Source organism: Streptomyces sp. NPDC058620 (assembly GCF_042717135.1).
Lineage (GTDB): Bacteria > Actinomycetota > Actinomycetes > Streptomycetales > Streptomycetaceae > Streptomyces.
Genome location: NZ_JBHXQO010000014.1, coordinates 24642 through 36812, shown reverse-complemented (window position 1 = coordinate 36812; position 12171 = coordinate 24642). Strand labels below are relative to the sequence as shown.

General features: G+C 68.6%; 9 protein-coding genes and 2 pseudogenes. 6 read left to right on the top strand and 5 right to left on the bottom strand.

Features of this window, described 5'->3' with window-relative positions:
- Nucleotides 1–46: 46 nt before the first annotated feature.
- Entirely contained in the window at nt 47–700 is a 654-nt protein-coding gene (locus tag ACFWSK_RS16260; protein WP_383785848.1) for a DUF6357 family protein, read from the bottom strand.
- Between the two features lie 589 nt (nt 701–1289).
- Between ACFWSK_RS16260 and ACFWSK_RS16255 the strand changes: the two genes are divergently transcribed.
- Nucleotides 1290–3533, top strand: a complete 2244-nt coding sequence (locus ACFWSK_RS16255) for a PQQ-binding-like beta-propeller repeat protein (protein ID WP_383785845.1) — start codon at nt 1290–1292, stop codon at nt 3531–3533.
- Nucleotides 3534–4123: 590 nt separating this feature from the next.
- Here the strand turns inward: ACFWSK_RS16255 and ACFWSK_RS16250 are convergent.
- Nucleotides 4124–4646, bottom strand: a pseudogene (locus ACFWSK_RS16250) (PP2C family protein-serine/threonine phosphatase); the annotation flags it as partial.
- A 267-nt stretch (nt 4647–4913) separates the two neighbouring features.
- A complete protein-coding gene (locus ACFWSK_RS16245; RefSeq protein ID WP_383785843.1) occupies nt 4914–5099 on the bottom strand; it encodes a hypothetical protein in 186 nt (61 codons plus the stop codon).
- Nucleotides 5100–5228: 129 nt separating this feature from the next.
- Here ACFWSK_RS16245 and ACFWSK_RS16240 point away from each other — a divergent pair, with 129 nt between their 5' ends.
- The 3 genes from ACFWSK_RS16240 (at nt 5229) to ACFWSK_RS16230 (ending at nt 8576) form a co-directional block, all read left to right on the top strand.
- Nucleotides 5229–5765: a LemA family protein gene (locus tag ACFWSK_RS16240; RefSeq protein ID WP_383785840.1), complete on the top strand. Its 537-nt coding sequence runs from the start codon at nt 5229–5231 to the stop codon at nt 5763–5765.
- Nucleotides 5762–7336: a DUF2207 family protein gene (locus ACFWSK_RS16235; RefSeq protein ID WP_383785837.1), complete on the top strand. Its 1575-nt coding sequence runs from the start codon at nt 5762–5764 to the stop codon at nt 7334–7336. The genes ACFWSK_RS16240 and ACFWSK_RS16235 overlap by 4 nt, the downstream gene beginning before the upstream one ends.
- Before the next feature lie 835 nt (nt 7337–8171).
- A complete protein-coding gene (locus tag ACFWSK_RS16230) occupies nt 8172–8576 on the top strand; it encodes an FKBP-type peptidyl-prolyl cis-trans isomerase (RefSeq protein WP_383786155.1) in 405 nt (134 codons plus the stop codon).
- 127 nt (nt 8577–8703) lie between these two features.
- Here ACFWSK_RS16230 and ACFWSK_RS16225 read toward each other — a convergent pair whose 3' ends face one another.
- Complete coding sequence (locus tag ACFWSK_RS16225; protein WP_383785834.1) at nt 8704–9144, bottom strand: hypothetical protein; 441 nt, start codon at nt 9142–9144, stop codon at nt 8704–8706.
- Nucleotides 9145–9653: 509 nt separating this feature from the next.
- Between ACFWSK_RS16225 and ACFWSK_RS16220 the strand changes: the two genes are divergently transcribed.
- Nucleotides 9654–9920, top strand: a complete 267-nt coding sequence (locus ACFWSK_RS16220; protein ID WP_383785832.1) for a tetratricopeptide repeat protein — start codon at nt 9654–9656, stop codon at nt 9918–9920.
- A gap of 92 nt (nt 9921–10012) precedes the next feature.
- Nucleotides 10013–11019 (top strand): annotated as a pseudogene (locus ACFWSK_RS16215) (IS5 family transposase).
- Between the two features lie 136 nt (nt 11020–11155).
- Here the strand turns inward: ACFWSK_RS16215 and ACFWSK_RS16210 are convergent.
- The gene (locus tag ACFWSK_RS16210; RefSeq protein WP_383785830.1) at nt 11156–11752 is read right to left on the bottom strand and encodes a hypothetical protein; all 597 of its coding nucleotides are present in this window, start codon (nt 11750–11752) and stop codon (nt 11156–11158) included.
- Nucleotides 11753–12171 lie beyond the last annotated feature (419 nt).

The window sequence follows — 12171 nt, the reverse complement described above, 5'->3', positions numbered from 1 at the left end:
TGGCGAGCATCACGGCGGTGTTGCAGCCCCATCCCGAACCATCTGTTCATGACCACCGTTCAAATTCGACGTCGAGACGCTTGTCGGTGCGCACCCACACTTCGCCTTCGGCGGCCTCGGCCGGGGCGTCGACTCGTTCGATACCGAGGAATTCGATCAACTTGAGCAGTTCGGCTCGTTCGGCTCGGTCATCGCCGACATCATGCGAGTCGAAGAAGACGTAGTACTGGTTACTCGGGTCTACGATGCCCGAATCTGCCCAGATCCGAGCGACTTCTTCGATTGCCGCGGCTTCGGTCGTGATCGTGGCGGCGCGGGTAGCACCGCGAGTCTCCGGTGACGCATCGAGGTCCGCGAGGTCCGAGAACCACTGGCCGAAGTAGTCGAGGCCGGCATATCCGTTCTCGAAAAACAGCATCGCGCTCGGCAGGTAGCGATTGGCCCTGTCGACCTTGAGGTATTCCGACCGAGGCTGATCCGCCACCTCGATCCGGGCGATCACACCTTGACCGGGCATGAGCACCAAGCTTTGGCTCGCCGGTTCATCTTTGATGGTGTAGGTATCAGAATCTCGATTCCGGAAGAACGCGGAGAATGCTACGTACGCTTCCTGAGGGTCGCCTACGGAGACCTGCTGATCGCTACCATCACCGACAGCGAAGACGAATTGTTTCGGTCCGGGGTTGTAAGGGCGAGCCATTTGCGTCCTTCCTTCAAGTGTGATATTTCAACCAGCGTAGTCGCATCAGAACAGGCAGGACCTGCCGTTCATCGCCGACGCATTGCCAGAAGAGCCGGCGGCCACCGGAGCCACAGCCCCGCGCGCCGGTAGCCTGTTCGGCACGCTCGGTAGCCCGCCGCCGCGCGCGGTGCGAGTGGGCGCAGGGTCGGGCGCCGCGTCATGACAGCACATTGCCGCTGATCCGCGATCGGTTACCTTGAGGGTTGCCTTAACGGAGGTTGGTGGACACGAACGTCGACAACCCGGGGACCGTCGGGTGCGGTTGAGCTTCTTCGGGTAATCAGTCGCTTTCGGTGGGACTGTGGAGAGGAAGTCCGGCCGTACCAAGTCAGGGAGCGTGCAGTCGCCACGTGGTGGTGTGGAGCCTGACGGCAGGTTCTTCGTCTGCTGGTCGCGCACACCCTTCACCGTGCTGACCTGTCGAGATGCAGGCGGTACTGTCACCCGCTTCGCTCTGCCGTACTGCCCTGCGGCTAGTTTGTGTTGCAGGACAGGGTACGCAGGCCCGTGGTGGCAGAAGTGCACGGGGGACGGGAGGTCGGGAAGAGTGTCGCTGCGCGGAGGTGATCCAGCCGAGATCGGCGGTTATCCGCTTGAGGCGCGGCTCGGCTCGGGTGGCATGGGCACGGTCTTTCTGGCCCGTACGAGCTCGGGGCGACCTGTCGCGATCAAACTGATCCACCAGCAGTTCGCGGGGGACGACGAGTTCCGCATCCGTTTCCGGCAGGAGGTGGCTGCGGCGAGGCGGGTGAGCGGTGCGTTCACCGCCGCCGTGGTCGACGCTGCCCCTGAGGCCGAGCAGCCGTGGATGGCGACGACCTATATCGAGGGGCACACGCTCGCCCAGCGCATCGCCGCGAAAGGCCCGCTGAACGGAGCGGAGCTGAGGAGGCTCGCCATCGGGCTGGCGGAGGCGTTGCGCGACATCCACCGGGTGGGGGTCGTCCACCGTGACCTGAAGCCCTCGAACGTCGTGCTCTCGCCCGAGGGCCCGCGCGTCATCGACTTCGGCATTTCGCGCGCAGTGGACCAGCAGACGCTGACGATGACAGGGCGGGTCATCGGTACGCCGCCCTTCATGTCGCCGGAGCAGTTGCAGGCTCCGCGTGGTGTGGGGCCGCGGTCCGATGTCTTCTCGCTGGGGACGCTTATGGTGTACGCAGCGACGGGCCACGGGCCCTTCGACGCGGACAGCCCGTACATGACGGCGTATCAGGTGGTGCACGAGGAGCCGTCGCTGGGTGCCGTGCCGGTGGTCCTGCGCGCGGTCGTCGAGTCGTGCCTGGACAAGGAGCCCGAGGGGCGCCCCTCGGCGGACGAACTCCTGGTGCTGCTGCGGGACCTGCCGGCCGACCTCGGCGGGACCGACGCGAACGGGGTCGGCGCGGGCCGCACCCGCGACGTGATCACCCAGCAGCACTTCGCGACGCGGGCCACCTCGACGCCGACTGCCCCCACCGCCCCGGCCGGTCCCCATACAGGGACCGGCACCCCCATCGGCCGCCGTCTGCGTCGCCGATGGCGTCCTGTGCTCGCGGCCGCGGTCGCGGTCGCAGTGGCAGCGATCGGCGGGGGTGTCGTCGCGCTGAAGGCGGGCGGCTTCGGGGGGAACAGCGGCGGCGACAAGGGCAACAGCGTCGGGGCGCCGGGTGCCGCACTTCCGGACGGCTTCGGGCCGTGGCGCAAGACCGTGCAGGGCGGTCGCGAGGACATCCCCGACGAGCTTCGTTGCGTCGCGCGCGGCGACGCGCTGTTCTGCGGGGGCGGGGGTGTGGTCGCGACCCGTATCAGGGTCCTGGACGGCTCGCGAGTATGGACGGCGAAGAGCCCGGGCATCCCCGTCCAGGGCATGCACCTGGCGGGCGCCACCGACGACACGGTGCTCGGTTACCGCTTCGCCGCCCAGGACGCCCCGCAGGACCCGCCCAACGAGGTGGTGGCCATCGATGCGAACAACGGCCGGGAGCTGTGGTCCGTGCCGTCCGGCGCCCAGTCGACGGCCGTCACGGGCCGGACTCAGGACGCCATCGTGGTCGGTTCCGCCGTTGTGACGGTCGACGCTTCCAACTCCCGCTTCGAGGCCCGGCACGCGCACAGCGGTGAGGTCACCTGGACTACGTCGTTCCCCGCGGGTACGCAGTGCGCTCCCGTCCCCGCGGGCCCGCAGCTCATCGCGATGTGCGCGACGGATGCGGAGGTGAATGCCTCAGAGGTGCGCCACCCCACCCTGTACACGGTCGACCGCACCTCGGGGACATTGGGCAGGCCCATCGCGGTTGACGGCCCTGCCGTGCCGATGGGCGTCGCCAAGGGCAAACTCGTACTCCTTCAGGGGCACTTGAAGGGAACGGCGCTGGTCGGCTACGACGCGGTGGCGCGGGTCGACCCGGCCTCGCGGAAGGTCACGTACTCCAGGCTGGCCAAGACATACGCGGGGACGCCCGGCATGGTGGACGGCACCGTCTACGTGAGCGGGCAGACCGGTCTCGTCACAGCGCTCGACCCCGCGACCGGCAGGAAGAAGTGGTCCCGGCAGACCAGCGTGGAGGGCGCGTCGGGTCCCGTGGCGGGAGCCGACGCGCTGTATTTCAGCTCGGCCACCGGCCGGGTGGTCGCGTTGTCGCCGTACGATGGCAAACCCCTGTGGACAACAGATCCGCAGGCCGATGGTCTGACGGGCGAGCAGGGCGCAAGCCCGCGCGTGACCGTCGTGGGGCGTGCAGTGATCGTGGCCGCGGCCAAGAACACTCTCTTCGCCTTCGACGCGCAGAAGCCGCAGAAGTCGGGCTGATCCCGGCGGCACCGGACGCCGGCTGCCTTCCTAGCCGTGCGGACACCTCAGCCACTCACTCAGTTGCCTGCGCAGCGAGGTCGCGTCTTGTGCGAGTGCGCCGAGCTGAGCCATGAGCGCGTCCGTGCCGCCGTCCCACAGGCGCACCACCGTGCCTTCGCCCCCGTGGTGAGTGTGCGGCCTTGGGGTGTGAACGCCAGGGAGTGGACTCGGTCTTCGGTCCTGGTGAGGCGATGGAGCACCCTGCCCGTGCGCGGGTCCACCAGACGGACGCCCGAGTGGCTGTGGCTGGGGCGAGGGCCCGGCTGTCGGGTTGAATGCCAACGCGTCGACGCAACCGCCGGATGTGCTCTTCAGGGTGCGGAGCAGGTCGAACACGAGGCTCGCGCCGGGGTCCTGTGCCGGGTTGGCCGAGAGCGTGGGCGTCCGGGGTGTCCGGGTCGGCCGCGGTCGTGCCGGGAGTCCCGCAACAGAACCGGCCGCCGCGGCCGGCAGGGCGTCCCGGGAGGCCAGCTCCACCAGTCCCGCGGCCACTTCCCGGGTGTCAGGCGGCGTGCCTCGTGACCGGGTCGCGTGCTGGTGAGCCTGTTTCAGAGATTCGCGGCGGACGCGGGCAGGCCGACCAACGCCTTCAGCTGTTGGGGCCGGAACGGGGTCGAGCCGTGCCACTCCACCAGCATGACGGTCGCGTCGTCGTTGAGGCGACCGTGGTGATAGTCCATATGGTGTCTGATCAGCCGTCGCAGGGTCTCCGGCGGGGAGGCCGTCGGCGTGGTGGCGGACGAGGAAGTCGATCAGCCGGTCGAGGCCGAACTCCTGTCCGCCCCGGTTCCGCGCCTCGGTGATGCCGTCCGTGTAGAACAGCAGGCGGTCCCCGGGCTCCAACTGGTCGCGGCGCAGGGTGCCGGGCAGGCCCAGCCCTGTTCCCATGGGAGGAGCCGGCGGGCAGGACAGGTGCACGACGGTCCGGTGGCCGCGGATGACGACCGGGGGATGGTGGCCGTAGTTCGTCCAGGTCAGCACACCCGTGGGCAGGTGCAGTTCGGCCAGGAGGCTCGTGGCGCCATCGCCCCTGCACGCGTCATTCCCGCGCTGTTCATCCACGAGCACCTCTCTGGACGGCCGACCTTCTCGGCGGCCGAGCTACCGGCGTCACCACACCGGCCGGGGCACTGGCCCCCGGACAGTAGGAGAATGACCGATTTCGCCATGGAAAGCCGTGACCGCCCCCGTCGTGGCCGGTGAGCCGCATCGGCCCGGCCGCTCCGTGAAGAGCGGCATGCCGCTCAGCCGAGCGGCAGCCCCGCAGCCACGAGCCCCGCACCCGACAGACCGTGATGCCGGGTACGGGGCTCGTGGGGCGGGCCGGTCCGCGGCGGGTCAGGACGCCACGAAGTTCGCGATCCAACCGAGCACGATCGTGTTCGTCAGGTTCCCGATGTGGGTCTGGCAGGCCACGTTGTCGCTCGTCGCGCCATCCAGCTCGGTGCTGGTGAACGGGAGGATGATGCCGTCGCACGACGTCGCTTCGCCCCAGATCACCGACGCGAGCAGGCGGAATCCCATGGGCGATCGCCCCAGGCCGTGCGGGCCTTGACGGCCGGACTAAGATCGCGTGGATCGGCCAGGGGGGTCGGATCTTTCAGGGCCTCTGGGGGCGACGCCGTGGGTGTCATCGTGGGTTCAATTGTTGCGGTGTTCGTCGTCGTGGGCGGGTGGTGGGTTGTTCGGACCTACAACCGGCTCGTTCGGCTGCGGAATCAGACGCAGGCTTCGTGGGCGCAGATCGATGTGCAGTTGAAGCGGCGGCATGAGCTGATACCGAATCTCGTTGAGGGGGCGCGCGGCTACGCCGCTCACGAGCGCGGCACCTTCGAAGCGGTCACCGCAGCACGAGGCGCGGCCGTAAGCGGCGGGCTCGGGGTTACGGACCGGGCCGCTGCCGAGGACGCGCTCACCGCGACGCTGGGGAGGCTGTTCGCGCTCGGGGAGAGCTATCCGGAGCTCAAAGCGGATCAGCACTTCAGTACGGTGCAGGCCGAGTTGAGGTCCGCGGAGGACAAGATCGCGTACGCGCGGCAGTTCTACAACAGCGCCGTGCAGAGCTACCACACCGCCCTCGAGAGCTTCCCGGGGAACGTCGTGGCGGGGCTGGGCGGCGCGCATGGGCGGCGGGAGTACTTCGAGGCCGCTGCCGTGGCGCAGGATGCCGTCCAGGTGAGATTCGCGTGACGCTCACCGAACAGCTCTATTGGGGCGGCGCCGGCCTGATCGCGCTCTGGCTCGTCGCCTTCGGGCTTGCGCTGGTCGCCACCCGGAATGGCGTGGTCACGCCGGGGCCCGCGACCCAGGAGTTCGGGGCCGACCCCGAACCGCCAGGCGTGGTCAGCCTGCTCGGCAATCACTGGCGGGGCGTGGAACATGCCGCCGCGGCCACCCTGCTGGATCTCGCGGCCCGTGGACTCCTCGAACTGCGACAGCCGGGCGACGACCCGGCCCGCAGCACCGTTCACCTCACCGAGGCCGGCCGGGCGGCACCGGGGCTGCTGCCGTTCGAGCAGCGGGTACTGGACCGCGTCAACGCCAGCGCGGCGAACGGCAGTGCACCCATCGGGGCGATCGCCTTCCGCGACGACAAGCGCGCCGCCTCCTGGAACACGGCGCTGCGCCGGGAGATCATCGGTGAGGCCCGGCTGCGCGGCCTGTCCCGGTACCGGTTCGCGCCGTTGCTCGGCAGTGCTTTGCTGATCGGCGCCTTCATACCCGGTGCGCTGTTCGCCGTGGCCGCGGTCATGGGAGGGCACAGCGTGCGCGCCGCGCTCTGTGTCGGTGTGGCCCCGGGGGCCGCGCTGGCCTTCCTGCTCGGCAGGTCGCTGGGCGAGCGGGCGACACCGAAGGGCCTTGAACGCGCCGGACATTGGGCCGGACTACGAGCCTGGCTGACGGCGCACGAGGACTTCGCTCAGCTGCCGCCCGCATCCGTGACGGTCTGGGACCGCTATCTCCCGTACGGGACCGCGCTCGGCGTCACCATCCGGACCGGCCGGCTTCTTGGCTTCGACTCCGGCGACCGGCGACGCGTCTGGTCCTCGTACGGAGGGACCTGGCGCCCGGTGCGTATCCGCTACCCGCGGCTGCGCCCCGGTTTCGGCGGCTCGACGAGCCGGCTGCTGCAGTTCGCGGCCGCGGCGGGCGTGGTCGCGGTGGGGCTCTGCGCCTTCGCGATGCTGCGGCAGCCCGACTGGGCGGTAGCGGTCGACGCGCACAGCGGCGGCTCGCTGCGCCGGCCGGGACTGGTGCTGAGCGCCGGCTGGGTGGGCAGTGCGTTGCTCGGCCTTGTGGTGGCCGGCAAGTTCAGCCGCTGGACGCCGCTCGTGGCGTTCCTGGCGATGATGCCCGGCAACTTCGCGAGCGGCAGCCACGGCTGGTTCAGAGATGCGGCGGCCCACGAGGGGCCTTTGCTCGTCGAGTTGGCGGCGATCGCGGCATTCGGCGCGCTGGCGGCGTACTTCCTGGCACTCGCCTGCATGGAGCGGCGGGAGCCCGACACGATCACCGGTGAGGTGCTGCGGATGGAGTCGCGCAAGGGCAAGGAGGTGGCCCGGTTCCTGGCCCTGGACGAAGGGAACACGGACCTGACCACCGCCTGGGCGCTGCCCGCGGCCTCGCATGACATCGCGACCGGCGCACAGGTGCGGCTGAGGGTCTCGCGGGGCACCCGCACCATCCGCTCCGCGGAGCTGGTGAGGGCCGCGATGCCCGAAGGCGACCGAGTGAGGGCCCCCGAGCAGGACGCCTTGTAAGGAAGAAGATGCTCGGGGTATTCGGTGGCAACCCTGACGGTTTCCTCAACGGAAGTTGGTGGACACGAACGTCGATAATGCGGACTGCCAGGTGTGGTTGAGCTTTCTCGGTCAGTGAGTCGCTTCGGTGGGACTGTAGAGGGGAAGTCCGGCCGCACCGACTGAGTAGCGCGCACGGATGCCCACCGGTCCGCCGGCCACTGAGCTTCACTCCACTTCGAGGGTGGGGGAGACTCCCTTACGCGCCGTGCACCTGTTCCCGATGACGCACCACATGGGGTACGCGGCGGTCCCGGTGCGGTCCGCGAGGATCAACGACAGCAGCCGCAGGACCAGTGCACAGCCTACGAAAGCGAGCCCGGCGCCACCGATGCATAAACGCGCCCTGGTCAGCGTCCTCGTAGACCGACTCATTTGTGTAGTCAGGGTCTCCCTTGAATAACTCGCAGACGAAAGACGGCCCGAGACGCGCCCTGCTCTCATATGTCTCAAGATCGAACGGAGTGCGGTCCACTGACGACATGGAACTCCTCGAGGTCGGGAAGTTCTTCCTGACAGTCAGCTGATGAGCCTGCCTTGCTATGGCCATTTCCCTGTAGTGGACACCGCCTGCACTCCGCCGCACGTGGACGATGTCCGTTTGGATTACGTCCGGCGGGCAGGTGCCTACGCGGTCACTCCGGGGCGCGCATCGACCGGTCCTTGACCCGCCTCCGGGGCCCGGGGTGCACCTTGGAGCACGGGCATTGCCGTAGCGTGATCGCCTGCCGCATGGAATGTCCATGTGTCCGGTCGGCCCGTGCGAGGGATTCCGGTGGCGAGCGATTGGATCGTGATGAGCGAACTGACGAAGCCCAGAATCGAGGTTCCGGAGGGTGTCGCGACCACCGAGTTGACGATCCGGGACCTCGTGGTTGGGGATGGACCCGAGGCGCAGCCGGGCAGGGTCGTCCAGGTCCACTATGTAGGGGTCACGTTCGCGTCCGGAAGGGAGTTCGACTCCTCCTGGGAGCGGGACCGGCCGTTCAAGTTCGCCGTGGGCGGTGGCAAGGTCATCAAGGGCTGGGACCGGGGGGTAAGGGGAATGAAGGTCGGCGGCCGGCGCGAGATCATCGTTCCCCCGCGTCTCGGTTACGGCAGGCAGTCACCCTCTCCGTTGATCCCGGCGGGCTCGACGCTGATCTTCGTCGTGGACCTGCTCACGGTGGTGGGCGGGCCCGCCGGAGTAGGCCCGGCTTGACCGGCTCGGCCTGAACCTGGCGCTCCTGAGGGGCTGGGGCCCTGCCGCTCCCACGTAAGGACAGATTGCCAGGACAGGTCGGTGTGGGCCGACGGTTCAGCTCGACGCGAGTGTGCGCTGGTGATGGTCAGCGACGGCCGGTGGCCAGGATGACGAGGAACTGGCCGCCGCCCGGCTCGATGTCGGCGGTCACCGGCAGCCCCGGTACCAGTCGGGAGAACCGGTCCACCAGCCAATCCGCCGCCTCTTGGGCGTCCCGCCTGGTCGGACAACGGCCCACCATCTCACGGCCCCCCTTGCGCTCCAGTCTCCCGGCAACGGTGATCAGCGGCGCGGGTTCGACCACGTACAGGTGGTCCGGCCAGGCGATGACCACCTTGACCGCGCCCTTGCGGGTGTTGCATCCGCGGTGCGCGAGCCGCTCGGCGACCTTGGCCTTCCGGTCGGCAGTCCGGCTGTCGACGCTGGGCCCCCGCGGGTCGTTCACCGACTCGTCGGGGTCGACCGCTTCGTCACACACCCAGCACCGCCAGCCGTCGCGCTCGGCCACATCATCAAGGAGACTCATCCGAGCAAACTAGCCTGCCCGGCCGCCACCCCGCGCACCAGGGCCCGGCAAGGTCTCAACACAGGCCAACATTGCTGCAACGCCTGGCAACCAGCATCACCGATGCTTTGACCTGTGTGAATGCCGATACGTTGATGGCCCACCAAAGTATCGAGGCTGGCGCACTGCCGCGGAAGCCCGGTGGGCGCCGTGGAGCTTCTGGTGGGGTCAATAGCCTCGGCACCGGCGGCTCCGGAATCCCGTGCGGCCCTCGCCGAGTTGTGGCAGGACCGACGCCCGGAACTGAAGGAGAGCCTCGAAGAGGAGGGCTCCTTGTGCGCTGTGCTGGCGCAGGCGTACTCCTTCTTCTTGTTCCTTGAAGGGGACATGGACGACGCGGTGATGGAGCTTGGTTCGGTCACGGGTTCCCGCACCGGAGTCACTGGCCGCAGTCGCGGCTGCCGCGGGCCTGCGGCCGGCGCGAACTGTCCTTCGCTCTGTGCGACCGCGCCGACGCCGTCGATCGGGTCATGTGGACCACAGTCGCACGAGCGGCCACCTGGCGCGTGATGGGCGACCTGGATCAGGCTGCTGCGGCCTTCGAATGCGCCTTGCTCCTGGACTCCGCCAACGGGTCCCTCTACGTGGGCCTAGCGGACGTGCGTGCCGAGCAGGGCGACTTCGCCGCAGCCGCGAGCCTCGTCGTACAGGGCCTGGAATACGAACCTCACGAAGTCTCCCTGCGCGCGGCGGGTGCGCCTACCGCACACGCCTTTCCGGCTCGTCCGACGGCCTGAGGCCCCTGATCGCCCTAGGGCCTGTGCGGAGTCGTGATCTTGGTTCAGTTGATCGCTTCCGGCGACCGCGATCGAACTGATAGAACGCCTGTGTGCCGCGACGCGAACTGAGCGACTATGCCTGGGAGTTGATCTGCCCTCACCTGCCGATCGGGCAGTACGGCCCTATCCGGAGTGCCTGCGCGACCAGCTGGAGGGGGTCATCTGGCGGTTTCGCACCGGCAGCCCGTGGCGGGACGTGCCGGAGGCGTTCGGCTCTTGGTCCACGGTCTACGACCGGTTCGCCCAGTGGCGGGACGCCGGGGTGTTCGCCGCCGTGATGGAGGCTGTGATCGCCGAGGCCGCCCGCCGCGGGCAGGCGGACTTGTCCCTGGTCAGCGTGGACTCCACCACCGCCCGCGCCCACCACGACGCGGTCGGCATGGTCGTGGACGAGGAGGTCCTGTCCGCCCTGGAGAAGGCCGCCGAGGCCGAAAAGGAAGGACCGCGAAAGGAACGAAAGCGGCGCAAGCGGCAGGTCGCGGCCGAGGAAGCGGAGCCCGATCCGGGGCGCGAGGAGCGCCGCCGACAGCGGCGCCGACGTCGGGCGCGGTTGAAGGCGGCAGCCCTGGGCCGCTCCCGCGGCGGTCTGACCTGCAAGGTTCACCTGTCGGCCGACCGGCGCTGCCGTCCGCTGTCGTTCGTGGTCACCGCCGGACAGGCTGCCGACAGCCCGCAGTTTTCCGCCGTGCTGGCCGGGGTGCGGGTGCGCGGGCCGGTCGGACGTCCGCGCAGCCGACCTGGCGCCGTAGCCGGCGACAAGGCGTACTCCGCCCGCGCCAACCGCGCTCACCTGCGGAGGCGGAAGATCAAGGCTGTGATCCCGGAGAAGGCGGACCAGGCGATCAATCGGAAGAAGAAGGGCGCGAGGGGCGGGCGCCCGGTCTCGCACGACGCCGAGTTGTATAAGGAGCGCAACACTGTGGAGCGGTGCATCAACAAGATCAAGGACTGGAGGGGGCTGGCCACACGTTTCGACAAGAGGCCCGACAGCTACATGGCGGGGCTTGAGCTGCGCGGCGCGGTCATCTGGTTGCGTAGCCTTCACCCCGCCACGTGATTACGACTCTGAACACGCCTCAGGCCACGTCTTCGCATCGCCCGCTCGACCGACGAACGAGATATCTCATGACCGGCGGCAGCCAATATGGCAACCACCTCCCGTTGCGGCACCCGGGGCGCTGGTGTCTCCCCGCTCAGCGAAGACCGCGCTTCTCGCGTTCGGCTTCGGTCAGCTCCTCCATGAGTTTTTCCGGGTGCACCATGTACTTGGTGTCATCGAGGGCGTCGTAGTCCTGGGTGCTTAGCGGTAGGCCAAGCTCGGCGAGTTCGGCGGCCAGTTGTGTGAACGCGATGCGCTCATCGGGCTCGTCCTGGTAGCTTGCCTGCTCGGCTGCGGATCCCTCGGTCAGGGTGAGGCCGACCAGGCCCCAGAAGGTGAACTCGGTGTCCAGCTCTATGAGGTGCCAGGCGCGGTCCGCGGGTTCGTCGGGGTGCAGCCAGTAGCCGATCCACCCCTTTCCGCCCTTCGCCACGAGTTTGACGTACTTGGCCATCTCCGCGGCTGCGGCGTTGACGGCCTGCATCTCCGGGTCCGCGAGTTCTATTTCGCTCAGATAGCTGGTGTCCAGGAGCGGGTGGACCTCTCCCGCCTCGAAGAAGTCGAGGTCGAGAAGATGGGTGAAGTCGGTGCGGCCTTCCCACTGCGCCACCAGCAGCACGCGCAGATCGTCGGGTATTGGACGGCCGTCCAGTCGGTCGCAGGAGAACTCGGCGAGCCGTTCGTCGTACATACGCCCTCTCCAGACGTCGAAGCAAGATCCTCGCGTCAACGTAGCAGCGGTGTCTGACAAGTTGTTGGGTATGCCGGCGACTGCCGACCGCCCCCGTGATCCGGACTCAGAACAGGTCCTAGCACCGCAGCCGTAGTCCCTGTCATCGCCGGTCCGGGAGCGCAACCTTCACGGTCCGCAGCCCGGACGGTCACCGAAGCGCCGTGGGAGACCGAGTTGGCCGAAGTCATGGCGGAGCACGGTACCGCTGTGGTCGAGAAGCTGGTGGCCGATGTGCTGTTGGAAACCCTCGCTGCTATGGCGCGGCCGGAGTGCTCCTCTGGCCGTGTGTGAACGCTCCAGATGCCCGAAAGGGCGCTTGGCAGCCAGGACCGGGACGACCGCCCGACAAGCCGACGGACCGCACCCGGGACGTCGTC

Bases quoted from the DNA above. Each gene is read 5' to 3' on its own strand.
- ACFWSK_RS16220 (WP_383785832.1), top strand. From the start codon at position 9,654: ATGTGGACCACAGTCGCACGAGCGGCCACCTGGCGCGTGATGGGCGAC.
- ACFWSK_RS16225 (WP_383785834.1), bottom strand. From the start codon at position 9,144: ATGAGTCTCCTTGATGATGTGGCCGAGCGCGACGGCTGGCGGTGCTGG.
- ACFWSK_RS16245 (WP_383785843.1), bottom strand. From the start codon at position 5,099: ATGGGATTCCGCCTGCTCGCGTCGGTGATCTGGGGCGAAGCGACGTCG.
- ACFWSK_RS16230 (WP_383786155.1), top strand. From the start codon at position 8,172: ATGAGCGAACTGACGAAGCCCAGAATCGAGGTTCCGGAGGGTGTCGCG.
- ACFWSK_RS16260 (WP_383785848.1), bottom strand. From the start codon at position 700: ATGGCTCGCCCTTACAACCCCGGACCGAAACAATTCGTCTTCGCTGTC.
- ACFWSK_RS16210 (WP_383785830.1), bottom strand. From the start codon at position 11,752: ATGTACGACGAACGGCTCGCCGAGTTCTCCTGCGACCGACTGGACGGC.